The organism is Ottowia beijingensis, assembly GCF_042680925.1.
In the GTDB taxonomy this organism is placed as follows: Bacteria; Pseudomonadota; Gammaproteobacteria; order Burkholderiales; family Burkholderiaceae_C; genus Ottowia; species Ottowia beijingensis.
In genome coordinates this window covers 57070-80846 of record NZ_JBHUEP010000001.1, presented here as the reverse complement: position 1 = coordinate 80846, position 23777 = coordinate 57070, and the positions used below count along the sequence as shown (strand labels likewise).

Annotated in this window: 22 protein-coding genes and 1 pseudogene; 14 read left to right on the top strand and 9 right to left on the bottom strand. The window is 69.0% G+C overall.

Annotation, left to right across the window (positions count from 1 at the left end):
- Positions 1–76 precede the first annotated feature (76 nt).
- The 3 genes from ACFSCU_RS00380 to ACFSCU_RS00370 form a co-directional block, all read right to left on the bottom strand.
- Positions 77–955 (bottom strand): DMT family transporter, encoded by an 879-nt coding sequence (locus ACFSCU_RS00380; protein ID WP_377559476.1) that lies wholly within the window; start codon positions 953–955, stop codon positions 77–79.
- A gap of 204 nt (positions 956–1159) precedes the next feature.
- Positions 1160–1834 carry a 4'-phosphopantetheinyl transferase family protein gene (locus ACFSCU_RS00375; protein WP_180550472.1) on the bottom strand — a complete coding sequence of 225 codons (675 nt, stop codon included), beginning with the start codon at positions 1832–1834 and terminating at the stop codon, positions 1160–1162.
- A 145-nt stretch (positions 1835–1979) separates the two neighbouring features.
- Positions 1980–6119, bottom strand: coding sequence for a Pls/PosA family non-ribosomal peptide synthetase (locus tag ACFSCU_RS00370; protein ID WP_377559475.1), 4140 nt, complete (start codon positions 6117–6119; stop codon positions 1980–1982).
- 209 nt (positions 6120–6328) lie between these two features.
- On the opposite strand from ACFSCU_RS00370, the gene ACFSCU_RS00365 reads away from it, so the two are divergent.
- The 8 genes and pseudogenes from ACFSCU_RS00365 to ACFSCU_RS00330 all read left to right on the top strand — a co-directional run.
- Entirely contained in the window at positions 6329–6667 is a 339-nt protein-coding gene (locus tag ACFSCU_RS00365) for a hypothetical protein (protein ID WP_377559474.1), read from the top strand.
- A gap of 119 nt (positions 6668–6786) precedes the next feature.
- Positions 6787–7086: a hypothetical protein gene (locus tag ACFSCU_RS00360; RefSeq protein WP_180550475.1), complete on the top strand. Its 300-nt coding sequence runs from the start codon at positions 6787–6789 to the stop codon at positions 7084–7086.
- Positions 7087–7145: 59 nt separating this feature from the next.
- Positions 7146–7517, top strand: a complete 372-nt coding sequence (locus tag ACFSCU_RS00355) for a hypothetical protein (protein ID WP_180550476.1) — start codon at positions 7146–7148, stop codon at positions 7515–7517.
- Between the two features lie 45 nt (positions 7518–7562).
- Positions 7563–9215: a DUF4384 domain-containing protein gene (locus ACFSCU_RS00350; RefSeq protein WP_180550477.1), complete on the top strand. Its 1653-nt coding sequence runs from the start codon at positions 7563–7565 to the stop codon at positions 9213–9215.
- Positions 9212–10450, top strand: coding sequence for a tetratricopeptide repeat protein (locus ACFSCU_RS00345; RefSeq protein WP_377559473.1), 1239 nt, complete (start codon positions 9212–9214; stop codon positions 10448–10450). Before ACFSCU_RS00350 ends, ACFSCU_RS00345 begins: the two co-directional genes overlap by 4 nt.
- 29 nt (positions 10451–10479) lie before the next feature.
- Entirely contained in the window at positions 10480–11004 is a 525-nt protein-coding gene (locus ACFSCU_RS00340; RefSeq protein ID WP_180550479.1) for a pentapeptide repeat-containing protein, read from the top strand.
- Between the two features lie 240 nt (positions 11005–11244).
- Positions 11245–11694: a PACE efflux transporter gene (locus ACFSCU_RS00335; RefSeq protein WP_377559472.1), complete on the top strand. Its 450-nt coding sequence runs from the start codon at positions 11245–11247 to the stop codon at positions 11692–11694.
- A 292-nt stretch (positions 11695–11986) separates the two neighbouring features.
- Positions 11987–13198 (top strand): annotated as a pseudogene (locus tag ACFSCU_RS00330) (threonine ammonia-lyase); the annotation flags it as partial.
- A gap of 251 nt (positions 13199–13449) precedes the next feature.
- Here ACFSCU_RS00330 and ACFSCU_RS00325 read toward each other — a convergent pair.
- A complete protein-coding gene (locus ACFSCU_RS00325) occupies positions 13450–13947 on the bottom strand; it encodes a Fur family transcriptional regulator (protein WP_333707321.1) in 498 nt (165 codons plus the stop codon).
- Between the two features lie 106 nt (positions 13948–14053).
- Between ACFSCU_RS00325 and ACFSCU_RS00320 the strand changes: the two genes are divergently transcribed.
- The 6 genes from ACFSCU_RS00320 (at position 14054) to metH (ending at position 20145) form a co-directional block, all read left to right on the top strand.
- On the top strand, positions 14054–14191 hold the full coding sequence (locus ACFSCU_RS00320) for a hypothetical protein (RefSeq protein ID WP_333707320.1): 138 nt from the start codon (positions 14054–14056) through the stop codon (positions 14189–14191).
- Positions 14191–15075 carry a metal ABC transporter ATP-binding protein gene (locus tag ACFSCU_RS00315; protein ID WP_377559470.1) on the top strand — a complete coding sequence of 295 codons (885 nt, stop codon included), beginning with the start codon at positions 14191–14193 and terminating at the stop codon, positions 15073–15075. Before ACFSCU_RS00320 ends, ACFSCU_RS00315 begins: the two co-directional genes overlap by 1 nt.
- Entirely contained in the window at positions 15072–15968 is an 897-nt protein-coding gene (locus ACFSCU_RS00310; protein WP_257645755.1) for a metal ABC transporter permease, read from the top strand. Before ACFSCU_RS00315 ends, ACFSCU_RS00310 begins: the two co-directional genes overlap by 4 nt.
- Entirely contained in the window at positions 15965–16141 is a 177-nt protein-coding gene (locus tag ACFSCU_RS00305) for a hypothetical protein (RefSeq protein ID WP_180550481.1), read from the top strand. The genes ACFSCU_RS00310 and ACFSCU_RS00305 overlap by 4 nt, the downstream gene beginning before the upstream one ends.
- A gap of 48 nt (positions 16142–16189) precedes the next feature.
- The gene (locus ACFSCU_RS00300; RefSeq protein WP_377559468.1) at positions 16190–17110 is read left to right on the top strand and encodes a metal ABC transporter solute-binding protein, Zn/Mn family; all 921 of its coding nucleotides are present in this window, start codon (positions 16190–16192) and stop codon (positions 17108–17110) included.
- A 161-nt stretch (positions 17111–17271) separates the two neighbouring features.
- On the top strand, positions 17272–20145 hold the full coding sequence (gene metH / locus ACFSCU_RS00295; RefSeq protein ID WP_377559466.1) for a methionine synthase: 2874 nt from the start codon (positions 17272–17274) through the stop codon (positions 20143–20145).
- A gap of 10 nt (positions 20146–20155) precedes the next feature.
- On the opposite strand, the gene ACFSCU_RS00290 is transcribed toward metH, so the two are convergent.
- The 5 genes from ACFSCU_RS00290 to ACFSCU_RS00270 form a co-directional block, all read right to left on the bottom strand.
- On the bottom strand, positions 20156–20677 hold the full coding sequence (locus ACFSCU_RS00290) for a DUF6036 family nucleotidyltransferase (RefSeq protein ID WP_180550482.1): 522 nt from the start codon (positions 20675–20677) through the stop codon (positions 20156–20158).
- Positions 20664–20996, bottom strand: coding sequence for a hypothetical protein (locus tag ACFSCU_RS00285; RefSeq protein WP_180550483.1), 333 nt, complete (start codon positions 20994–20996; stop codon positions 20664–20666). The genes ACFSCU_RS00290 and ACFSCU_RS00285 overlap by 14 nt, the downstream gene beginning before the upstream one ends.
- Positions 20997–21102: 106 nt before the next feature.
- Entirely contained in the window at positions 21103–21879 is a 777-nt protein-coding gene (locus ACFSCU_RS00280) for an ABC transporter permease (protein WP_377559465.1), read from the bottom strand.
- Positions 21876–22709, bottom strand: coding sequence for an ABC transporter ATP-binding protein (locus ACFSCU_RS00275; RefSeq protein ID WP_377559464.1), 834 nt, complete (start codon positions 22707–22709; stop codon positions 21876–21878). The genes ACFSCU_RS00280 and ACFSCU_RS00275 overlap by 4 nt, the downstream gene beginning before the upstream one ends.
- A gap of 4 nt (positions 22710–22713) precedes the next feature.
- A complete protein-coding gene (locus ACFSCU_RS00270) occupies positions 22714–23754 on the bottom strand; it encodes an ABC transporter substrate-binding protein (protein ID WP_377559463.1) in 1041 nt (346 codons plus the stop codon).
- Positions 23755–23777 lie beyond the last annotated feature (23 nt).

Below are 23777 nucleotides of genomic sequence, written 5' to 3'. Positions count from 1 at the left end.
TTCATTCTCAAATCATTGATGTGCATGCACCGGCAACCATCCCAACCTGGACGCACGATCCGGATGTTGACCCGCTTCAATCCCGCCGCAGCAGCACCGCCCCAATCGCCACCACCACGCACACCATCGCCGCCAGGTCCTGCCAGCGCGGCCATTCGCCCACGATCAGCGGCGCGCTCAGGGTGCCGATCAGCGGCACCGCCAGCACGCTCATGGCGCTGGTGGCCGGCGGCAGCGCGCGCGCCAGGCCGAACCAGATCACCTGCGCGGCGCCGTAGTTGATCAGCACCGCCCACGCCAAGCTCACCCACACGCCGGCGCTGAAGTGCCAGGTCTGCGGCGGCTCCAGGGCCACGGCCAGCACGGCGATCACCGCCGCCGACCAGGCCATCATCCACACCACCAGCGCCTCGGGCGGCAGCGTCAGCCGGGCGCGCCGCATCCAGATGGTGCCCAGCGCCCAGCACAGCGCGGCGCCCTGCATCCATACGATGCCGGCCGGGCTGCCGGCCAGCCGCGCGAACTCGTCCCACAGCAGCAGCGCGATGGCGGCCAGCACCGCCGCCGTGGCCAGCACCAGCCGCGCCGTCAGGCGCTCGCGGTAGAACAGCACGCCCAGCAGCACCGTCCACACCGGCATGGTGAAGCCGAGGATGGCCGCGCGCCCGGCGGGCAACTGCGTCAGTCCGATGATCGATAGCCCATGCCAGCCCAGGATGTTGGGCAGGCCCAGCACGCCCACGTCGCGCCATTCGGCGGTGCCGTGCGGCAGCATGCGCACGCCGCGCGCGCGAAAGAACAACGCCAGGGCCAGCGCGCCCAGCGCCATGGTGACGGCGCGAAAGTGCAGCGGTTCGATCTCGCGCAGCGACAGCTTCATCACCGGCCAGTTCAGCCCCCACATCAGCGTGAGGACGACCAGGCCGATGAGTTGGCGGCGGGTGAGGGCGGACATGGGGGCGAGCTTATTGACTTGAAAGAAGCAACCTGAAAACCTTTGAACGCAGAAATTGCCAAGGCAGCGCAAAAAGACGCAGAAGCATCATCTGCCGTTCATCAAGCAAGGAAGATAGCCACCATCGCTTGTGAAAGCTGAAGTCACACAAGGTTTTCACCCTCTTGTTCTGCGTCTTTTGCGAAGTCTTGGCGTTCTCTGCGTTCAAGAATTCAGCGCATCTTCAAGCCGACAGCTTTCCCATCCATGGCGGTTGCGCCAGGCCACGGCCGCCGTGTGGCCGGCGGCCCAGGCGGGCAGTTCGACGCGGGCGGTGCGCAGCGCGCGCAGACGCTCTTCCAGCGCCGGGTGCCATTCGATCAGCGGCTGACCGAGGCATTTGAGCGCCGCCTCGTGCCCAGCCCAGGCGCGCATGAAAGCTATTGAAACAATAGTTTCTGGCGCTTGCCAGTCAAGCGCTGCAGCCGTTTTTGGCTCTAAATACAGCCTGGCCAGGCGATGCATTTCTTCGGGCGCCGGCGCAGTGTCGTGCGCCACCACGTCGACGCCCACGGCGCCACCCGGGAGCAGCGCCAGCAGGCACAGGCCGCGCTCGTGGCTGACCGACAACCCGACGTGATCGAGCCCGGCGGGCGGCGTGACCGGGCCGCGCCAGCGTGCGCGCGGCGGCTGGCCACGCTGGTTGCCGATGTCGAGCGCCTCGGGCGCGCAGCGCAGCACTTCGGCCAGCGCGGCCGCCAGCGCCGCGCGCGCCTGCTGTCGCGCGGCGTTGCGCGTGGCCTCGGGAGGCCCCGGTTGCGCGGGCACGGGCAGCGCGAGCACGCGCAGGCCGTCAGGCGCCGATGGGGCGTCGATGCGGCAGGCGACCGACGCGGTCACGGCGCCGCGCACTCCGCCGCTGCAAGCAGACAGGCCGGGCCGGACTTGGCGGAAGCGGCCTTGCCCGCGATCACCGGCCCGCGCGCGGCAGGCGCCGCATCGCGGCCAAGGCCCGTTCCACCAAGCCGGGGCGCCACCGCGCCCCTCATCGCCACGGCGAAGCCGGCAGGCCGTGCCAGCGCGTGCGCGGCGGAATGCTCTCGCCCTTCATCACCAGCGTCAGCGGCCCCAGCTGCGCGCCGTCGCCCACCTGCGCGCCATACAGCACGGTGCAGCGCGGGCCCAGCGTGACGCGGCTGCCGATCTTCACGTGGTCGATCTTCATCACGCGGTCCTCGAACAGGTGCGTCTGCGGGCAGCACAGGGCGTTCAGCTCGCTGTGGTCGCCGATGTGCACGCAGTCGAACTCGGTCATGTCGGTGGTGTCCAGGTACACGCCGCGGCCGACCTTGGCGCCCAGCAGGTTGAAGGCGTCGCCCAGCCAGGGCGTGCCGCGCAGGTAGCGCAGGAACCAGGGCACGGCGATGCCTTCGTACAGGTTGGTCGCCGCCTCCGACAGCCAGACGAAGGGCGTCCACATCGGCACCGAACGCTGGCGGTATCGGCCCACGGCGAGCCACTTGAACAGCGCCACGAACAGCAGCGTGGCGAAGCCGAACAGCACGCCGCCCACGGCCAGGTCCAGCGCCACCAGGCCCCAGCGGTCGGCCTCCGCCAGCGGCATGGCGTCCAGCACGATGGCGTAGCCCACGGCGATGACCAGCGCGTGCGGCGCGGCGATGCGGAAGGCTTCCACCAGCCCGCGCGCCAGCTTGCGCCAGGGCGAGGGCGCGAAGGTCAGGTGCTCGGGAAAGCCCGTCACCACCTCGCGCGCCGGCAGGTGCAGCGGCGGCGAGCCGAGCCAGGTGTCGCCGTCCTGCATGGTGGCGTTGCGCGGCACCGCGCTCATCACGCCGATCAGCACGTTCTCGGGCACGGTGGTGCCGTCGGGCACGTAGGCACCGTTGCCGACGAAGCTGCGGCGCGACACCACGGTGGGCTGCACCGTCATCCAGCCGCCGTCGATGTGCTCGTCGCCCAGCATCACGGCGTCGGCGATGAAGCACTCGTCGCCCAGCGTCAGCATGTCGGGCACCACGCCGAGCGCGGTGGACAGCTCGGTCTCCTTGCCCACCTTGGCGCCCAGCAGCCGGTACCACGGCGCCGAATACACCGTGGCGTAGATGCCGTGCAGCACCGCCAGGCTGGATTCCTGGATCTGGCTGACCAGCCACTTGGCCAGATAGCGGTTGCTGTGCACCGGCCAACTGCCGGCCTTCATCTTCGGCAGGAAGGCCCAGCGGATCAGCGCCGACAGCAGCACGGTGGCGAAGATGAACACCAGGCTGGCCGGCAGCGCCAGCAGGAAGAACTTCACCAGCCGCAGGCCGAACGCCTGCAGCGCGGTCACGCTGCCGTCGTCGACCAGCGGGCGCACCGACAGCTCGGGCATGTCGAGCCAGTCGATCAGCAGGAAGGTGGGGAACACCGGCATGAAGAACAGCACCGCGATGGCCAGCGCGCCGAGCACGAAGACGGCGCCCTCCCAGGCCTTGCGGCCGCTGCCGACGGGCGGGCGCGGGGGCAGGCTGGCCGGGTCGAAATCGCCCCGCTCGCGCGCTGGCGAACCGTGCCAGACCTTGCGCGCCGGAACATGCTGGCCGCTGGCGAGGGCCGACTGGCCTTCCAGGTGGCCGTATTCGCCGATGGCGGTGTCGCCTTCGATGACGACGTAGGAGCCGACGCAGGCCTCGGCGCCGACGTCGATGCGGCCCAGGTGCAGCAGGCCGCCTTCGACGCGCGCATTCTCCAGATTGACCGCGTTGCCGATGCTGGCGCCGGCGCCGATGGTCACCAGCTCGGGCACGCGGATGGTCACCGAGCCCAGGTTCGCATCGGTACCCACGCGCGCGCCGAGCAGGCGCAGCCACGCCGCATACAGCGGCGAGCCGTTGATCATGTAGGTGGGCGCGGTCTCGGCCAGCCGGTCGGCCAGCCACCAGCGGTAATAGGCGATGCCCCACAGCGGGTAGCTGCCCGGCTTCAGTCTGCCGCCGATGAGCCGCCGGCCAACCCAGGCGATGACGAAGTTCAGCCCGATGGCCACCACGAACGCCAGGGCCGACATGAGCACCGCGTAGGCGATCGAGTCCTCCGGGTCGCCGGTGTGGAAGTGGTAGACGAAGAACGGCGCCAGCCACTGCGCCATGGTCAGCAGCACCAGGAACGGAATGGCCAGCCCCTGCGCGATGCCGCAGCGCCAGCGGCGCCAGGCGCTGTGGATGACGAACGGCCTTTCGGCCGCCGCAGCCCCGGTGTCGATCATGCCGGCCGACAGCGCCTCGGTGATCAGGCCGATCCTGCGGTGGTTGTAGATGTCGGCCACGGTGGCCTGGGCGAAGCGCGGGTCCTGCCGCAGCGTGGACGTGATGCGCGCGGCGAACAGCGAGTGGCCGCCCAGGTCGCTGAAGAAGTCCAGCTCGCGGCGGATCGGCTGGCCGGGGAACAGCTTTTCGAGCGCGGCGAACAGCACTTCCTCGGCCGGCGTCTCGGGCAGGTCGCTGCCCTCGGCCGGCGCGGCGGCGGCCAGCGGCTGCGCCTTCAGCACCTTGCGGTCGATCTTGCCGCTGGGCAGGCGCGGCATGGCGGGCAGCGCCTCGAAGCGCGCCGGCACCATGTACGGCGGCAACTTCTCGGCCAGGCCGGCGCGCAAGGTCTTGATGTCCGGCGCCCCGCCGGCGCCGGGCCGCCCCAAGCCGGCGGCGGCCCCCTCGGGGGGCAGCGCACCACGCGCAGCGGGGGAGCGTGGGGGCTCACCAGTCGGCACGTAGAAGGCGACGAGCTGGTCGATGCCATCATCCTTGCGCAGCAGCACCGCCGTGGTGCCCACGCCGGGCTGCGCCGCCAGCACGGCCTCGATCTCGCCCAGCTCGACGCGGAAGCCGCGAATCTTCACCTGGTCGTCGGCGCGGCCCAGGCACTGCATCTGCGGCGTGCCGTCCGACTTGTATTCGACCTTGGCCAGATCGCCTGTGCGGTACAGGCGCGCTTCCTGTTCGTTGCGCGCCCAGGGGTTGGGCAGGAACTTCTCGGCCGTCAGCTCGGGCCTTCCAAGATAGCCGGCGGCCACGCCGGGGCCGGTGATGCACAGCTCGCCGGTTTCGCCGAAGGGCAGAATTTTCAGCGGCGGCACCACGCCGTTCACGATGCTGTCCGGGTCGATCACCTCGATGACGAACAGGCCGTAGTTGGGCAGCGCCTCGCCAATCGTCACCGGCTCGCCGGCCTTGAGTTCGGCCAGCGAGGCCGACACCGTGGCCTCGGTCGGGCCGTAGGTGTTGAACATTTGCCGCCCCGGCGCCCACTTCTCCACCAGCGTCTGCGGGCACATCTCGCCGCCCAGGTTGATGATGCGCAGGCCAGGCACGTCCTGCGCGAACAGCGCCAGCAGCGTGGGCACGGCGTGCAGCACCGTCACGTCGTGCTCGATCAGCGCACGTGGCAGCGCCTCGGGGTCGCCGGCGATCTCCTTGGGCGCGATCCACAGCGTGGCGCCGACGAGGTAGCTGATCCAGATCTCCTCGAAGCTCATGTCGAAGGCGACGGAAAAGCCCTGGTAGACCTTGTCGTCCTCGCGCACGCCGAGGCGCGCGTTCTCGCTGCGCAGGAAGTGCGCGATGCTGCCCTGCGTGATGGCAATGCCCTTGGGCTTGCCGGTGGAGCCGCTGGTGTAGATGACGTAGGCGGTGTGGCTGGGCAGCGCGCCTTCGCGCCGGCGCAGTGCGGTGCCCTCGGGCAGCGGTGCCAGCAGTTCCTGGGCGGTCAGGATGCGGGCCGTGATGCCCTCCTGTCGCCGTGCCGGCTCGCCGTGCTGCTCATCGATCAATAGCGCCTTGGCGGACGCGTCCTCCAGGCAGGTGGCGATGCGGTCGGTGGGCACGTCGGCGTCGAACGGCAGCCAGGCGGCGCCGGTCTTGGCGATGCCCAGCTGTAGCGTGAGCAGCTCGATGCCGCGCGGATGCCACAGGCCCACCATGTCGCCGGCCTGCACGCCCGCCTCGATCAGGCGGTGGGCCACGCGGTCGGCGGCGGCGTCCAGCTCGGCATAGGTGACGTGGCGCGGGCCGAAGACCAGCGCCGTCTTGTCGGGGACGCGCGCCGCGGTGGCCTCGAAGATGTCGGCCAGGATTTCGCCGCGCAGCAGGTCGGGCCGGTCGGGGCCGTGGAGGATGGGAGTGTCGGTCATCGCAAGGGCTCAGTGGGCGCGCAGCGCGGCATCATCGACACGGCTATTCCATCAGGCATACGTCCGCAGGGAGATGACCAAAAACACGGTCATTCCTACCATGCCGACCAAGGCATCGACGAAGTGAAGCACACGCTGGTCGACCCGCAAGAAACGAACAGCTCGAGACATGGGAGGCCAGGATGAAAAAAATCGGGAGGTTGCTTGGCGTGACCCTGCTGGTCGGGGGAGGGACCGCGGGGGCACAGAACAGCCAGAGCGTGCATGTTAATGGCGCCGTGGTGAACCAGGCTGTAGGCGGCGGCCACGCGATCATGAACGTCGCCTCGACCAAGGGTGGAGCGCCGAAGGGCCGCAACCGCCAGCAGGTCGACGTGAAAGGCGCCCTGGTCAACGCGGCCAGCCAAGGTGCGCGCAGCGAGCTGAACGTGGCTTCGGGCGGCCAATCGCCCGGCTCGCGTTCGCAGGTCGTCTCCATCGACGGCCCCATCGTCACCGGAGCCAGTGGCCGGGGCGTCAACAGCACCGTCAACATCGGCGGCCGCTAGGCCGCCTACCCAGGTTCGGCGCGTCGCGATCGCGGCAGTCGGACGAGCGTGCCGTCTGCGGCCCACGGGCTTCAGGGGCACACCTTTGTCAAAACAGTCTCTTTGGAAGGGGAATCATCATGAAAAAGACCGTCGCCATGATCGCCTGCGGCCTGCTGCTCGGCGCTTCGGCGCAAGCCGAAGTGAAGATCGGGGGCAACAACAAGCAGACCGTCACGGTCAAGAACGGCGCCGTGCTGAACGCCGCCGTCGGCCCCGGCGCGCAGGCCAAGCAGAACCTGGCCTCGAACAAGGGCAACGTGAAGATCGGTGGCAACAACACGCAGGAAGTGTCGGTCAAGAACGGCGCTGTGCTGAACGCCGCCGTCGGTCCGATGAGCAAGGCCGAGCAGAACCTGGCCTCCAACGAAGGGAAGTGAAGCCACAGCGGCCGGCGCGGCCCCGCCGCCGCCGGCCGCCGCCACACGAGGAGACGACCATGACCACCTCCACAGCCGAATGCCACCGCGCCGCCGTGCTGGCGACGTCGGCCCTGCTGCTGGCCCTGGCCTGGGCGGTTGCGCCGGCCGCGCATGCGCAGCAGAAGCCGCCCGCCGAGCGCCGCGCCATCGACCCCGCTGCACGCACCAAGGTCGGCAACGCCATGGCGCGCTCGCGCATCGAGCGCGAGGACGGCAAGCGCCAGGTCGACGAGCAGATGGACGCCCAGATGGGCGGCCAGAAGAACTGCACCACCAACATCGGCTCGAACCCGGCGCAGAAGCCGGGCGTCGGCCAGCGCTACGGCTCCGGCGGGAAGGGCGATCAGGTGATCGTCGTGCGCGGGCCGGTGATCAATGTCTGCAAATAGACACAACGACACCAGGCGGCCGCCGCGCTGCACAGGGAGGGGATCATGCGAAACACCATGGCAGGGCTGGCGCATCGACCGGCCTGGCTGCTGCTGGCCGCACTGTCGGGCTGCAGCCTCAATCCGACGCTGACCGACCGCGTCGACGTGATCGACAAGGCCACCGTGGAGCAGGCACCGCTGGTGTCGCCCACCAAGTCGGTGTCGGTGCTGCGCGAAGGGCTGGCGTGCATGGACCGCATGCTGGCGGCAGAGCAGGTGCCCACCACGCTGGTGGCGGTGAAATCGATCCCCGATCCGTCGGGCCTGTTTTCCACCGCAACCAAGGACATGGTGATCACCGCGCTGTCGCGCATGTCGCGTACCAGCCAGGCCTTCAAGGTGGTGGACTACGAGATCGACGCGCTGCGCCAGGACACTGTTCAGGCCATCACCGGCCTGCTGCTCAACAGCGGCCAGGTTGAGTTGCAGAAGCCGCAGATCTACCTCTCCGGCTCGATCAGCTTCGGCGACAAATCGGTGGTCGGCAAGCGCCGCACCATAGGGGTCTCCACCGCCAATACCGATACCGGCTACAGCTGGGACCTGCTGGGCACCGTGGTCGGGCTCGATCTGCACCTGGGGGACATGAACACCCGCACACTGTATTCGGGGCTCGACTCGGCCAACGAGGCCGTGGTGGCCACGGGCGGCAAGTCGGTCGAGATCGGCGCCAAGGCCACCGGCCTGCCCAAGCACATCTACCGCCTGGGCCTGCAGTACGAGGTGGCGGCCGACAACAACCAGGGCGCGGGCAGCGCGATCCGTCTGCTGGTCGACCTGGCGGCGATCGAGCTGGTGGGCAAATGGGCGCGCGTGCCGTACTGGGACTGCATCGACTACGAGCAGAACCACCCCGAATTCCTGCGCCAGGTGCGCCATTGGTACGAAGAGCTGAGCGTGCCCGAGCGCTGGCAGATGGCGCAGCGCGTGCTGCATGCGCAGGGCGCATGGAGCGACGAGGTGAATGGCCTCGACAGCCCGGCGTTCCGCAAGGTCGTAAGCCGCTACCAGGCCGCCAACGACCTGACGCCCGTCGGCACGGTCAACTTCGAGACCTACGCCAAGCTGATGCGCGCCTACGTCGGCATGACGGCAGATGGCAAGCTGCGGCGAGATGGTGTGTCGGCCCAGGCCGCGCTCAAGCCCCATACGCCGGGCCTGCCCGAGAACGCGCCGCCGCCCGGCACGCTCGACGTCACGCTGGTCGGCAAGCGCGACAGCAAGACGCTGGCGATCGGCGAGGCCATCGTGGTCAAGGTGGTGCCGCCCAGCACCGGCTACCTCTACTGCTATTACCAGGACGCGGGCGCGGTGGTGAGCCAGATCTACCCCAACCCGGCGCAGCCCGCCGCCGTGGCGCAGGGCGGGCGGGCGGTGACGGTGCCGGACATGAGCGGGGCCAATCCGTTCCTGATCGAAGCGTCGAAGGGCGGGGCCGAGCAGGTGTACTGCGCGCTGTCGCCCAAGCCGCTGACGAGCCAGCTGCCGCCCACCTTCACCCGCGCCGACCTGAAGCCGATCGAGGGCGTGAAGTCGATGGACGCCGTGCGCTCGACCTTCGGTGCCTTCCGGCCCGGCGTGGTTGGCGAATTGCAATGGCAGGTCGAAGGCGCGCCTGGGAGCAAGGGTGGCGCCAAGGGAGGAGGTCGCAAATGACCCCCTCGAACCTTGCACGCACGCTGCTGTGGCTGGCCGTGGTCAGCTGCACCGCCGGCCCGGCGCTGGCGGAAATCAAGTTCCCCGGCCAGGCAGGCGCCGCGCGCGGCAGCGACACGCAGGCACGCGCTGGCGGCGGCGCATCGGCAGGCATCGACAGTGGCGCCGAGGCTGCCCTGCGCGAGGGTCTGGAATACCACCGCAACAGCGGCGTGCCCATGGCGCCGGCCCTGGAGCGCCAGCGCCTGAAGCAGGCCGCCACGGCCGGCGACGCGCGCGGCATGGTGGCCTATGGCTGGCTGCTGGCCAACGGCATCGGCGGGCTGCGCGATGTGGAGCAGGCGCGCGAATGGATCAACGAGGCGCGCATCGCCGGGCTGGCGCGCGCGACCTTCGTCTCGTCACTGATCGAAGGGCGCATCTCGGGCGCGAAAAAGCGCGTCGAATCGCTGCAACTGCTGGAGCAGGCCGCGCGCGACGGCGACGCCATGGCCGCCAACAACCTGGGCGTGGCGATGGAGCTGGAGGGCAACCTGACCGGCGCCCGCACACTGTACGAAACCGCCGCCCTGCAGGGCAACGCGGTGGCGCGCGAGAACCTGGAGCGCATGCGCCGCCTCACGCGCGGCGGCGACGCGCTCAACCTGTCGCGCCTGCGCCTGCAGGCCGACGACGGCGACACCGACGCCATGCTGCAACTGGCGCAGCGCTACCACCGCGGCGAGGGCGTGCAGCAGGACTTCGCTCAGGCGATCCAGCACTACCGGCGCGCGGCCGACGGCGGCTCGCAGCGCGCGCGCGAGTTCCTGGCGCTGATCTTCAGTCGCCCCGCGCGCGACCCGGCGCAGATCTACGACGTGGCGTGGATGCGCGAGCTGGCGGCGCGCGTCAACATCCAGTCCGACCGGCGGGCCGGCGGTGGCGCGCTCAACAGCGACCGACCGCGCCGCAACGAAGACCCACTGGAAGGCCTGGCCGAGCAGCGCGCCAGCGCGCGTTCACTGGCGCTGATGGGCGGCGCGCCCACCACGGCGCTGCGCCGTGCGCCAGTGGAGCCCGCCGCCGAGCCCGCGGTCGAGCCTGCGCCGATGGCAGAGCCCGCGGTTGCACCGGCGCCCTCGGCCGCACAGGCCGCCGTGCCGGCGCCCGTCGAACCGCCACCGCCACAGGCCGCTGCACCGGCCGCGCCCGAACCTGCCGCCGAACCGGTGGAGGCCGAATCAACGCAGGAATAGACAGGCCATGTGCGCCAAGGAGATGAACCATGAAGTGGATGCTGGGATTGTGTCTTGCCGGGCTGGCCGCCGGCGCGGGTGCCCAAGGCGGCGCGCGATCGGAGGTCCGCGTGGGCGGTGAGAACACCTCACGCGTGGTGATCGAAGGCTCGGTCGTCAACCGCGCCGTCGGCAAGGGTGCCGTGGCCGAAACCAACATTGCCGGGCGGCGCAGCGTGGTGCGCGGCGACGCGGAGTCCTCGGTGACCGTCGGCGTACCCGACCGCCCGGTCGACCTGGGCGTCGACTTGGTCAACGCTGAACTGGCCGGCCGCGACCTGCGCGGCCACGTCTTCGACCAGCGGCGCATCGCCAACACCGACCTGGCCGGTGCGCAGTTGCGCGGCGCAAGCTTTCGCGGCAGCCGGCTGACCAATGTCGACCTCTCGGGCGCCGACCTGCGCGAGGCCGACTTCACCGGCGCCAGGCTGGTCAACGTCGATCTGGATGGCGCGCTGCTCGAAGGCGCGCGCTGGACCGACGGCAAGCCCTGCCGCGCCTCGCCCTGCCGCTGAGCCGTGCGGGTGTTGAACGAGTCCTGAAGATGAATGCCGCAAATACGATAGCTATAACTGTAGTGTTCATGGCAACCTGGCAGTATTTTTGGTGCCAATCAGCATTCCGATGTGCGGCTGAACAACGCGGTCGCTGGCGCTGACCCTCGCACGATGACGCAGTCCGGCACTCGCCGGATGCACCCGCCCGCCGTCGCGGCGCGGGCAAGGCGAGTCGCATCGGCTTGCTAGAGTGTCGCCATGTCCGCACCGGCACCCCTGCTGTTCCTGCTGCGCGGCCCGCGCCGCCGCATCCTCTACGTCGCGCTGTACGAGCTGATCGCCATCGCCGTGGTCACGCTGGCGCTGGGACTGTTCACCGACCACGGCTGGGGCAGCTCGGGCGGCATGGCGGTGGGCAGCTCGGCCATCGCGGTGGTGTGGAACCTGGTGTTCAACTGGTTCTTTGAGCGCTGGGAGCTGCGCCAGCCCGTGCGCGGCCGCAGCCCGGCGCGGCGCGTGGCGCACGCCATCGGCTTCGAGGGCGGGCTGCTGCTGTGGCTGGTGCCGTTCATCGCATGGTGGCTGGGCGTGAGCCTGTGGCAGGCGCTGCTGCTCGACATCGGGCTGCTGGTGTTCTTCCTGATCTACACCTTCGTGTTCACCTGGGTGTTCGATCGCTTGTTCGGGCTGCCGGCGTCGGCGGTGTAGCTGGTGGATGCATCAAAAATACTTGGTTGGCAACAAGTCTCAGACAGTGTTGTGGGAGCGGGCTTGCCAGTGATGAGGCGTCTCACCGCAACCTAGGCTTGATCACGGGCAAGCCCGCTTCCACACCGCGGATGCGGTCCGCACGTCATCTGAGACTTCTTGATCGTCAAGCAAAAAACAATAGCTGCCCGCGCCCGTCCATTCTTGGTTTTAGATGATTTTCTCTTGAAATCAAGGTGTGGCGTGCGCAAGCCACTATTAATAAAAGAGTGACCGCGCGGCGCACAATGCGCCGATGCTGCAACTCACCGACATCCAGCAAGCCGCCGACCGCCTGAAGGGCCAGGTGCTCGACACCCCCTGCGTCGAATCGCGCACGCTGTCGCAGGTGACGGGCGCGCAGGTGTTCCTGAAGATGGAGAACCTGCAGTTCACCGCCTCGTTCAAGGAGCGCGGCGCGTGCAACAAGCTCGCGCAGCTATCGAAGGAGGAGCGTGCCCGCGGCGTGATCGCCATGAGCGCCGGCAACCACGCGCAGGGCGTGGCCTTTCATGCGCAGCGGCTGGGCATCCGCGCCGTGATCGTGATGCCGCGCTTCACCCCCGGCGTGAAGGTGACGCGCACGCAGGGCTTCGGCGCCGAGGTGATCCTGCACGGCGACACGCTGGACGCCGCCAGCGCGCATGCGCAGGCCCTGGCGCGCGAGCAGGGCCTGAGCTTCGTGCACCCGTTCGACGACGAGGCCATCATGGCTGGCCAGGGCACGCTGGCGCTGGAGATGCTGGCCGAGCAGCCCGCGCTGGACACGCTGGTGGTGCCTATCGGCGGCGGCGGGCTGATCAGCGGCGTGGCCACCGCGGCCAAGGCGCTCAAGCCCGGCATCCGCGTGGTGGGCGTGCAGACGGCGCGCTTTCCCGGCGCGGTGAACGCGGTCACCGGCAGCACGCACGCGCAGGGCGCCAGCACCATTGCCGAGGGCATCGCGGTCAGCGCGCCGGGCGCGCGCTGCCTGCCACTGATCCGTCAGCACGTGGACGATCTGCTTCTCGTGGACGAGGGCGACGTGGAGCAGGCCATCGTGATGCTGCTGGAGATCGAGAAGACCCTGGCCGAAGGCGCGGGCGCCGTCGCACTGGCGGCGCTGCTGCGCCATCCGCAGCAGTTTCAGGGCCGCCAGGTGGGGTTGGTGCTGTCGGGCGGCAACATCGACCCGCTGCTGCTGGCCGCCATCATCGGGCGCGGCATGGTGCGCTCGGGCCGGCTGGCGCGCATCGTCGTCAGCGCGCGCGACGTGCCGGGCTCGCTGGCGCGCGTCACGGCATTGGTGGCCGAATGCGGCGCCAACGTGCAGGAAATCCACCACCAGCGCGCCTTCACGCTGCTGGCGGCGCAAAACGTCGAGATCGAGATGGTGCTGCAGACGCGCGATGCCGAGCACGTGCGCGAACTGCTGGCACGGTTGGCCGCCGAGGGGCTTCAGGCGCGCTGGCTGGGGGAGCAGTGAGGGCGGGCGTCGGTTTGATGGAACTGGCCACTCGAAGTCCTGTTGCGGTGCGCAGAGGCCTGCCATCCCTTGTGGGAGCGGCCGTGGCCGCGATAAGGCGCCGCCTCGACTGGGAGGCCGCATCGCGGGCAAGCCCGCTCCCACCCGGCTGCCATGGCGCCGCGGTGCGGCAACCATCAGCCGCCCGCTTTTTGGGTGGCAAGCCAAATCGGCCTCCAGCGCCCGGTGGATAAGCGCAAGCAGCTATCGAATCAGGAGTGATGGGCGCTGCCGTCTTCACGGCAGCCGGCGCAGGTGCCGTGCACGGCCAAGTCGACCCGCGCCGCCTGGTGCCCGTGCTCGGCCAGCGTGCGGCGCAGCGCATCGGCCACCGCCTGCGTGGGCGCGTCGGCCGCCTGCAGCGGAAACTGCGTGTGGCAGGCGTCGCATTCGAAGTGCGGCACGGCGGGCGCGGACTCAGGCGCCGATGCGGCCACACCCAGCCACTGAAAGCGCCACACCCGCTCGCCCGGCGCCGTGTGGCGCGCCAGCAGGCCGGCGGCGACCAGCCGGTCCAGCAGGCGGTACAGCGTGACGGGGTTCACCGGCTCGCCCGCCTGCGCCAGCCGCGCCGCCACGTCGGCATGGGTGGGTTGCCAGTGCGTGGCGGCCTGCTCGAACAGCTCGGCCACGCCCAGCACCGCGCGCGTGCTGCGCAGCCCGGCCTGGTGCAGGCGCTGGCTGAGGGCGGCGGGGTCAAACGTGGGCATGAAGCTGCAGGGCGGTCGTTAATGCAACTGACTTGCGATATGATCGCGCACTCGGCGGCTTGATGCAAGTCAGTTGCATTTTATCGCCGCCTTCCGATTGCCGCCCATGACCCCGCCCCCGCCGCTGTCCAAACGTCCCCCGCTGCTGCTGCGCGGCGCCGGTTGGCGCCTGGGCGTCGCGGCGGTGTTGAGCGCCGTGCTGCTGTTGCTGTGGCGCTGGGCGCTGCAGGGCGGGGGCGCGTGATGGCGGCGCCGCAGCCCGTCGCCCTGCACGACCTGACGCTGGGCTACGACGGCCATCCGGCGGTGCACCACCTGTCGGGCGTGATCCAGCCCGGCGCGCTGCTGGCGGTGGTGGGGCCCAATGGCGCCGGCAAGTCGACGCTGATCAAGGCGCTGGCCGGGCTGCTCAAGCCCATCGGCGGGCGCATCGACGGGCTTGCGGGCCAGCGTGTGGCCTACCTGCCGCAGCAGGCCACGCTGGAGCGCGGCTTTCCTATTCTGGTGGGCGAGTTCGCCGCCATGGGGCTGTGGCACGAAACCGGCGCGTTCGGCGGCTTTTCGCGCGCGCAGCGCGAGCGCGTGCGCGACGCTCTGGCGGCGGTGGGGCTGGAGGGCTATGCGCGCCAGCCGATCGACACGCTCTCGGGCGGGCAGTTGCAGCGTACGCTGTTTGCGCGCCTGATGCTGCAGGATGCGCCCATCTTGCTGCTGGATGAGCCCTTTTCGGCCATTGATCAGCGCACTTGCGCCGATTTGCTGGCCTTGCTGCAAGGCTGGCAGCGCGAGGGCAAGACGGTGCTGGCGGTACTACACGACCTGCACCAGGTGCGCGAGGCTTTCCCCGAAACGCTGATGCTGGCGCGCGAGCTGGTCGGCTGGGGGCCGACGGCGCGGGTGCTGACGCCGGCCAACCTGCAGCGCCTGCGGGCGATGCCGGAGGCGTTCGACGAGCGGGCGCCGGTGTGCGAGGTGGAGGGTGCAGGCACGGGGCACGACGGGCACATGCATGTCCTCCCTCATGGGCATGAACATGTTCACGAGAGCGGTCACGCGCATGCGCATGGTCACGCGCCGGCCCCTCACACCAGCCCTCTCCCCAGAGGGGCGAGGGAGCAATACCCATGACGCCCGAGACGATGGACACCGGCCTGTGGGCGCTGCTCGTCGGCCCGCTGACCGAATTCGGCTTCATGCGCCGCGCGCTGGTGGGGTGCATCGCGCTGTCGCTCAGTTGCGCGCCGGTCGGCGTGTTCCTGCTGCTGCGCCGCATGAGCCTGACCGGCGACGCCATGGCGCACGCCATCCTGCCCGGCGCGGCCATCGGCTACCTGCTGTCGGGTCTGTCGCTGACGGCGATGACGCTGGGCGGCGTGGCCGCCGGCCTGCTGGTGGCCGTGGGCTCGGGGCTGGTGGCGCGCTCCACCGTGCTGCGCGAGGACGCCAGCCTGGCCGCCTTCTACCTGCTCAGCCTGGCGCTGGGCGTGCTGATCGTCAGCACGCGCGGCAGCAGCGTCGATCTGCTGCACGTGCTGTTCGGCACCGTGCTGGCGCTCAACGACGCGGCGCTGACGCTGCTGGTGGGCATTGCCGTCGCCACGCTGGCGGCGCTGGCGCTGATGTACCGGCCGCTGGTGCTGGAGTGCCTGGATCCGCAGTTCCTGCGCAGCGTCAGCCGCTTCAGTGCGCTGGCGCACTACGGTTTTCTGGTGCTGGTGGTCATCTGCCTGGTGGCCGGCTTTCATGCGCTGGGCACGCTGATGGCCGTGGGCATCATGGTGCTGCCCGCCGCCACCGCGCGCCTGTGGGTGCGCGGCGTGCCGGCGCTGATGGCGCTGGCCGCCGCGCTGGCGCTGGCGGCCTGCGTGGCCGGGCTGCTGATCAGCTACCACGCCGACTGGCCCACCAGCCCCACCATCGTGCTCAACCTGGGCGCGGTGTACCTCGTCTCGCTGCTCGTCGGCCGCCACGGCGCCTGGCGCAGTGGGCAGCATGGGCGCCAGCGGCATCTGCGGGCGTGAACGTTTTCTTCCTCGTCATTCCGGCGAAAGCCGGAATCCACACCGCCGCGCCAGCGAACGCCACGTTCATGCGAGCGAAGCGCAGCACGGATCCCGGCTTTCGCCGGGAGGACGACCTGTTGGATGGGCGGACCACCGCAGCCAATCGAAATTCAAGAAGAATCAACCGCTAACGCTTGTCTGGCAAGCGCACACAGCTATCAACAAAGGAGTAACTCAAGATGTCATTCCTCACCCGCCGCACCGCCCTGGCCGCCGCGCTCGTCGCCTTCACCCTGCCCGCCCACGCCGCCGAGCCGCTGCGCGTGGTCGCCAGCTTCAGCCTGCTGGGTGACCTGGTGCAGCAGGTGGGCGGTGATCGCGTCGCCGTCACCACGCTGGTCGGCCCGGGCGCCGATGGCCACGTCTTCCAGCCCACGCCCGCGCACGCGCGCCAGGTCGGGCAGGCGCAACTCGTGGTCTCCAACGGCCTGGGCTACGAAGGCTGGATGCCGCGCCTGCTGCAAAGCACCGGCTACAAGGGTCCGCAGGTGGTCACCACGAAAGGCGTCAAACCCATCGCCGGCACGCGCGGCCACAACCATGACCATGGCCACAAGCACGACCACGGCCGCCACGACCCGCACGCCTGGCAAAGCGTGCCCAACGTCATCACCTACGTGAAGAACATTGCCGACGGCCTGTGCACCGCCGACGCCGCCGGCTGCCCCGCCTACCGCGCCAACGCCGAGCGCTACACCGCTGAGCTGAAAACGCTCGACGCCGACATCCGCGCCGCCTGGGCGCCCATCCCCGCCGCGCAGCGCAAGGTCATCACCTCGCACGCCGCCTACGCCTACTACGGCCAGGCCTACGGCGTGCGCTTTCTGTCGCCGCAGGGCGTCAGCACCGAGAGCGAAGCGTCCGCCAAGGGCGTGGCACAGCTGGTGCGGCAGATCCGCAAGGAAGGCATCAAGGCGCTGTTCGTCGAGAACATCTCCGACCCGCGCCTGATCGAGCAGATCGGGCGCGAGACCGGCGTCAAGCCCTCGGGCGAGCTGTACTCCGACGCGCTCAGCGCGCCCGGCGCCGACGCCGAAACCTACGTGCGCATGATGCGCACCAACACCGAGCGGCTGGTGCGCGCGGTGCGCGGCGACTGACGCCGCGGCCCAACGGCGCGACGCGGCAAGGGGCTTTGGCACGGCCTAGAATCGCGCCTTCGGCTGCCAAGGAGCGTTGCAGCGCCAGCGGCGCGGTTTTTTGAAGAAACCGCGCCACAAGCGGCGTCAGGCTTGCGCCGAATGCTATTGATCTCGAATCAATGGCGCGGGTCTTTTGTTGCAACGACGCTCACCTGAAACTTGATTTGCAGGTGAGTGCCGTGTCCGCAGCTTCTCTTTCTTCTTCTCCGCCGCCGCTCCAGCTCTCGGGCCTGGAGCCGCTGGTCATCGGTCCCGGCGCGCTGTTCGTCAACATCGGCGAGCGCACCAACATCACCGGCTCGAAGGCCTTCGCGCGGATGATCCTGGGCGGCCAGTACGAAGAGGCCCTGGCCGTGGCGCGCCAGCAGGTCGAAAACGGCGCGCAAATCGTCGACGTGAACATGGACGAGGGCATGCTCGACGGCCAGGCCGCGATGGTGAAGTTCCTCAACCTGATGGCGACCGAGCCCGACATCGCCCGCGTGCCGGTGATGGTCGATTCCAGCAAGTGGAGCGTGATCGAGGCCGGCCTGCGCTGCATCCAGGGCAAGGGCATCGTCAACTCCATCAGCATGAAGGAGGGCGTGGACGAGTTCAAACGCCAGGCGCGCCTGATCAAGCGCTACGGCGCCGCCACGGTGGTGATGGCCTTCGACGAGCAGGGCCAGGCCGACACCTACGCGCGCAAGATCGAGATCTGCGAGCGCGCCTACCGCATCCTGGTCGATGAAGTCGGCTTTCCGCCCGAAGACATCATCTTCGACCCCAACATCTTCGCCATCGCCACCGGCATCGAGGAGCACGCCAACTACGCGGTCGACTTCATCGAGGCCACGCGCTGGATCAAGCAGAACCTGCCCGGCGCCAAGGTGTCGGGCGGCGTGAGCAACGTGTCTTTCAGCTTTCGCGGCAACGACCCGGTGCGCGAGGCGATCCACACCGTGTTCCTGTACCACGCCATCAAGGCCGGCATGGACATGGGCATCGTCAACGCCGGCATGGTGGGCGTGTACGACGACCTGGAGCCCGAGTTGCGCGAGCGCGTGGAAGACGTGGTGCTCAACCGCCGCCCCGACGCCGCCGAGCGCCTGCTGGAGATCGCCGAATCCGCCAAGGGCGCCGCCAAGGACGACAGCAAGAAGCTGGAATGGCGCGGCACGCCGGACAAGCCGGTGGGCGTGAACGAGCGCCTGAGCCACGCGCTGGTGCACGGCATCACCGAGTTCATCGTCGAAGACACCGAAGAGGCCTACCAGCAGATGGTGGTGCAGGGCGGCGGCCGCCCGCTGCACGTCATCGAAGGGCCGCTGATGGACGGCATGAACGTGGTGGGCGATCTGTTCGGCGCCGGCAAGATGTTCCTGCCGCAGGTGGTGAAAAGTGCGCGCGTGATGAAGCAGGCCGTGGCGCATTTGCTGCCCTACATCGAGGCCGAGAAGAAGGCCATGGCTGACGCTGGTGCCGACGTCAAGGCCAAGGGCAAGATCGTCATCGCCACCGTCAAGGGCGATGTGCACGACATCGGCAAGAACATCGTCACCGTCGTCTTGCAGTGCAACAACTTCGAGGTGGTGAACATGGGCGTGATGGTGCCGGCCCATGAAATCCTGAAGAAGGCCAAGGAAGAAGGCGCCGACATCGTGGGCCTGTCGGGCCTCATCACGCCCAGCCTGGAAGAGATGCAGCACGTGGCCGGCGAGATGCAGAAGGACGCGCACTTCCGCGACAACGCCATCCCGCTGCTGATCGGCGGCGCCACCACCAGCCGCGTGCACACGGCGGTGAAGATCGCGCCGCACTACGATGGTCCGGTGCTCTACGTGCCCGACGCCTCGCGCAGCGTGGGCGTGGCGCAGGGCCTGCTGGGCGAGCAGGCCGCGCAATACTGGGCCGACGTGCGCGCCGACTACGAGCGCGTGCGCCACCAGCACGCCAACAAGAAGCAGGTGCCGCTGTGGCCGCTGGCGAAGGCGCGCGCCAACAAGACCCGCATCGACTGGGCCGGCTACCAGCCACCACAGCCCAAGTTCATCGGCCGCCGCGTCATCCGCAACATCGACCTGGCCGAGCTGCTGCCCTTCATCGACTGGACGCCCTTCTTCCAGACCTGGGACCTGGCCGGCAAATTCCCCGCCATCCTGACCGACGAGGTGGTGGGCGAGGAAGCCACGCGCGTGTACAACGACGCCCAGGCCATGCTGAAGAAAATCGTCGACGGCCGCTGGCTGACGGCGCACGCCATCGTCGGCTTCTGGCCTGCCAACACCGTGCGCGACGACGACATCGAGTTGTACGCCGACGAATCGCGTCGCGACGTGGCCCTGACCTGGTACGGCCTGCGCCAGCAAACCGAAAAGCAGGAAGACGCCAACGACCAGATGCGCCCCAGCCGCTGCCTGGCCGACTTCATCGCGCCGCGCAATGCTATTGATTCAGAAGCTGTTAGCGCAGGCCAGACGGGCGCCGAAGGCCAAAATGGCTTGAAAGACCACATCGGCGCCTTCGCCGTCACCGCCGGCATCGGCGTGGACAAGAAGGTGGCCGAGTTCATGGCCGCGCACGACGACTACAGCGCCATCACGCTGAAAGCCCTGGCCGACCGCCTGGCCGAGGCCGGCGCCGAATGGCTGCACCACCGCGTGCGCACCGACTGGTGGGGTTATGCGGCGGGCGAGGGCTTGTCGAACGAGGACTTGATCGCCGAAAAGTACGTCGGCATCCGCCCCGCGCCCGGCTACCCCGCCTGCCCCGACCACCGCGTGAAGCAGCCGCTGTTCGAACTGCTGGGCGCCGCCGACATCGGCATGTCGGTCACCGAAAGCTTTGCCATGTCACCGGCGGCCAGTGTCAGCGGCTTCTACTTCAGCCACCCCGACAGCACGTATTTCAGCGTCGGCAAGATCGACCAGACCCAGGCCGCCGACATGGCTGAACGCAGCGGCGTGCCGCTGGCCGAGGTGGAGCGCGCGCTGGCGCCGAACCTGGGGTTGTGATGTGGCGGGCTCAGGCCAGCGCCTGAGCGTGTCGCGCCAACCGCGCCTTGGCGTTGGCGTCCACGGGCAGCGCCTGCACGCGATCAAGCAGTGTGTTCAGCTGGATCAGGCCATGCCGCAGCATGGTCTGCACGAAAGGCCCGTCCTTCTCGCGTCCCGCCACCAGCTTGGCAGCGGCCAGGTCGTGCGGCTCCAGACACCAACCGATCTTGAGGTCGGTGTTTTCGTTCTGCAGCTTCACCAGCCGATCCTGCCAACCAGCGGGCAGCACGGCGGTTTCTGGCCCCACACCCTGGGCGTAGTAACCAAACCGTTCGTGAAAGGGCGACAGCTCGCCGATCGCACCGTCGATCAGATCGGCCAGTTCCGGCTGCTTCAGCGGATAGCAGTCCGCCTCCATCGACTGCAGCAGCGCGGCAGGCGGATCGGCCACCGCGCCCAGGATCGACTGGCTGCCGATCACCACGATCTCGTATTCGTTCGTCACCGCGGCGGCCGCGCGGATCAGGTGCTCCAGCTCATGCCGACGCATGGGGATGTTCCTGGCGCCATGCTTTCAGCGCCGCGAATCGCTCGGCATGGCTTAGCAACCCCGCGAAGGGTGAAGCCTGCCTGAGCGCGGCGGCACGTTCCGACTCTTCCAGCATAACGACGATGGTGGACTGCAGCCCCTTGGCCATGATGGCCTCCCACGCTGCAAGATAGGGCTGCACGCGGGCATCGGCGGATTGGCGCCAGCGTGCCAATGTGTCCCGTGCATGTTCGAATGCCGCCGGATCCTGGCGCAGGCGCTCAGCCACCAGGCGGTGCAGTGCCAGCGAGCGGGCGTCCAGATCGGCATGGGTTGGCATGAAAAAGAGTATGCATGAGCGAAATGCTGCCAACAAATGGGCGCGTCTCGTCGGCGCGCCAGATGGAAGCCATCGAGTGCGAGCGGGTCACGCCAAGGGTGTGATGTCACCCCGCCTGCGACCCCCGGTGCGCCCAGCCAGTGGTGTGCTTCTCGATAAAGCTGAACAGCTCGTACATCAGCATCGCCATCACGCCGACGACCAGCAGGCCGGCGAAGGCCAGGGCCATTTGCATCGAGGCGCCGGCCGAGACCAGCATGTAGCCGATGCCTTCGTTGGCGGCCATCATCTCGGACACGGTGGTGCCGACAAAGGCCAGGGTGATCGCCACCTTGAGCGAGGCGAAGAAGTAGGGCATGGAGCGCGGAAGGCCGATCTTGGTCAGCACGTCCCAGCGCTTGGCGCCCAGCACGCGCAGCACGTCTTCAAGCTCGGGCTCCAGCGTGGCCAGGCCGGTGGCGATGTTGACGGTGATGGGGAAGAACGAGATCAGGAACGCCGTCAGCACCGCCGGGCCGACGCCGATGCCGAACCACACCACCAGGATGGGTACGAAGGCGGCCTTCGGCAGGGCATTGAAGGCGGTCATCAGCGGGTACATGGCGGTGTAGGCCAGGCGCGAACTGCCGATGATGAAACCCAGCAGCACGCCGACCACGATGGCCAGCGCGAAGCCGACCATGGTGACCCAGAAGGTGCGCCAGGCGTGGGCGGCGATGACGGTGTGGAACTCGACCAGCCGCGCCCAGATGGCCGAGGGCGCGGGGAACACGAATTCGGACACCTCGAACACGCGGCACACCAACTCCCACAGCAGGGCGATGATGGCCATCAGCACGAAGGGCGAGGCGCGCTCGACCAGCTTGCGGCGTGGGGTGCTCATGGCGCCACCTCCGCGCCGGGCTGGCGCATGGCGCCGATGTGTCCGCGCAGCTCGTGCACGGTTTCGGTGAAGTGCTTGGTGTAGGTGATTTCCAGGTCGCGCGGGCGCGGCAGGTCGATGGTGCGCCGCACCACGAAGCGGCCGGGGCTTTTGCTCATGACGTACACGGTGTCGGCCAGGAACACGCTTTCGCGCAAGTCGTGCGTGACCAGGATGACGTTGAAGCGCTGCGCCTGCCACAGGTAGCGCAGCGTGCACCACAGCTCTTCGCGGGTGAAGGCGTCGAGCGCGCCGAAGGGTTCGTCGAGCAGCAGCATCTTGGGTTCGTGGATCAGCGCGCGGCAGATGCTGGCGCGCTGCTGCATGCCGCCCGACAGCTGCCAGGGGTACTTGCTCTCGTAGCCGCCCAGGCCCACCTGGCGCAGCAGGGCGCGGGCGCGCTCGGCGTATTCGGCCCGCTTGCTGCGAAATTGGGAGCGATACGGCTCGACGATCTCCAGCGGCAGCAGCACGTTGTCGAGCGTGGTGCGCCAGGGCAGCAGCGATGGCGCCTGGAACGCCATGCCGCTGATCTTCAGCGGCCCATCGACCTCGCGCCCGTCGATGACGATGCTGCCGCGCGACGGGCGCTTCAGGCCCGTGGCCAGCTTCATGAAGGTCGACTTTCCGCAGCCCGAAGGCCCGACGATGGCGATGAACTCGCCCTGCGCCACCTGCAGGTCGATGGCTTCCACCGCGAACTGCCGTTGTGCCAGCAGCTCGTCGTTGTAGGCCAGCCAGACATCGCGGAAGTCGATGAAGGGCGCGGCCGCGCCGGCAAGCTCGGCCATGGGCTTACTTCTTGGCCGCGGGCAGCACGTCCAGCTCGGCCCGGCCCGGCAGAAAGCTGCCGTTCCACACCGCCTCGGGGTTCACGCGGGTCTTGGTGCCGTAGGCGTCGGACACCTGCGAGGCCATCAGCGACAGGCGGCTGGTCACCACCTGGCCAAAGCCCTCGGCGCGGGCATCGGGGCTGGCGATCACGCTGTCGATGGCCAGTTGCAGGCGGCGCGTCTCCAGCGGCACGTTGACGATGCCGTCGCGCGCCTTCACGTGCTCGATGGCGGCGGCCGGGTTGGCCATCACCTCCTTCGCGCCCCTGGCGAAGGCGCCGAGGAAGGCCTTGATCGCGCCCGGGTTCTCCTTCAGCAGCTTCTGGCCCACGATGATGGCGTTGCCGTACAGCTTCACGCCGTGGTCGGCGTAGGGCATCAGCACCACGTCGGCTGGCTTCACGCCGCGCGCCTCCAGGTTCAGCAGCGAGGTGAAGCCGAAGCCGGTGATGGCGTCCACGTCGCCGCGCACCAGCATGGTTTCGCGCAGCGGCGGGTCCATCGACGTCCAGGCCACGTCCTTCACGCCGTTGACTTTGGCGAAGATCGGGAAGCCGCGCCGCCCGGCGTCGAACACCGGCGCGCCGAGCTTCTTGCCGCCCAGGTCGGCGGGTTTCGTGATGCCCGACTTCTTGAGCGCGAACACCGCGGCCGGCGTGTTGTTGTAGACCATCATCACCGCCACCGGCTTGTTGGGCGCGTCGGGGTTGTTGGCGTGGAACTCCATCAGCGCCGCCAGGTCGGCAAAGCCCATGTCGTAGGCGCCCGAGGCCACGCGCGTCACCGCCCCGCCCGAGCCGTTGCCAGCGTCCACCGTCACGTTCAGCCCGGCCTGCTTGAAGTAGCCCTTGGCCACCGGCTGCAGGAACAGCGCTGCCGGCCCCTCGAAGCGCCAGTCGAGCTGGAACTTGATCGGCGTGCTGCCCTGTGCCCAGGTCGGGGCGGCGGCAGCGGCGGTCAGCAGGGCGGCGGCGCCAAGGCACTGGCGGGGGGACAGGGGCATGGGTGTTCTCCGGTCAGGGGTGG

Bases quoted from the DNA above. Each gene is read 5' to 3' on its own strand.
- ACFSCU_RS00380 (WP_377559476.1), bottom strand. From the start codon at position 955: ATGTCCGCCCTCACCCGCCGCCAACTCATCGGCCTGGTCGTCCTCACG.
- ACFSCU_RS00370 (WP_377559475.1), bottom strand. From the start codon at position 6,119: ATGACCGACACTCCCATCCTCCACGGCCCCGACCGGCCCGACCTGCTG.
- ACFSCU_RS00360 (WP_180550475.1), top strand. From the start codon at position 6,787: ATGAAAAAGACCGTCGCCATGATCGCCTGCGGCCTGCTGCTCGGCGCT.
- ACFSCU_RS00355 (WP_180550476.1), top strand. From the start codon at position 7,146: ATGACCACCTCCACAGCCGAATGCCACCGCGCCGCCGTGCTGGCGACG.
- ACFSCU_RS00350 (WP_180550477.1), top strand. From the start codon at position 7,563: ATGCGAAACACCATGGCAGGGCTGGCGCATCGACCGGCCTGGCTGCTG.
- ACFSCU_RS00345 (WP_377559473.1), top strand. From the start codon at position 9,212: ATGACCCCCTCGAACCTTGCACGCACGCTGCTGTGGCTGGCCGTGGTC.
- ACFSCU_RS00340 (WP_180550479.1), top strand. From the start codon at position 10,480: ATGAAGTGGATGCTGGGATTGTGTCTTGCCGGGCTGGCCGCCGGCGCG.
- ACFSCU_RS00335 (WP_377559472.1), top strand. From the start codon at position 11,245: ATGTCCGCACCGGCACCCCTGCTGTTCCTGCTGCGCGGCCCGCGCCGC.
- ACFSCU_RS00325 (WP_333707321.1), bottom strand. From the start codon at position 13,947: ATGCCCACGTTTGACCCCGCCGCCCTCAGCCAGCGCCTGCACCAGGCC.
- ACFSCU_RS00320 (WP_333707320.1), top strand. From the start codon at position 14,054: ATGACCCCGCCCCCGCCGCTGTCCAAACGTCCCCCGCTGCTGCTGCGC.
- ACFSCU_RS00315 (WP_377559470.1), top strand. From the start codon at position 14,191: ATGGCGGCGCCGCAGCCCGTCGCCCTGCACGACCTGACGCTGGGCTAC.
- ACFSCU_RS00310 (WP_257645755.1), top strand. From the start codon at position 15,072: ATGACGCCCGAGACGATGGACACCGGCCTGTGGGCGCTGCTCGTCGGC.
- ACFSCU_RS00300 (WP_377559468.1), top strand. From the start codon at position 16,190: ATGTCATTCCTCACCCGCCGCACCGCCCTGGCCGCCGCGCTCGTCGCC.
- metH (WP_377559466.1), top strand. From the start codon at position 17,272: ATGGCGCGGGTCTTTTGTTGCAACGACGCTCACCTGAAACTTGATTTG.
- ACFSCU_RS00290 (WP_180550482.1), bottom strand. From the start codon at position 20,677: ATGCGTCGGCATGAGCTGGAGCACCTGATCCGCGCGGCCGCCGCGGTG.
- ACFSCU_RS00285 (WP_180550483.1), bottom strand. From the start codon at position 20,996: ATGCCAACCCATGCCGATCTGGACGCCCGCTCGCTGGCACTGCACCGC.
- ACFSCU_RS00280 (WP_377559465.1), bottom strand. From the start codon at position 21,879: ATGAGCACCCCACGCCGCAAGCTGGTCGAGCGCGCCTCGCCCTTCGTG.
- ACFSCU_RS00275 (WP_377559464.1), bottom strand. From the start codon at position 22,709: ATGGCCGAGCTTGCCGGCGCGGCCGCGCCCTTCATCGACTTCCGCGAT.
- ACFSCU_RS00270 (WP_377559463.1), bottom strand. From the start codon at position 23,754: ATGCCCCTGTCCCCCCGCCAGTGCCTTGGCGCCGCCGCCCTGCTGACC.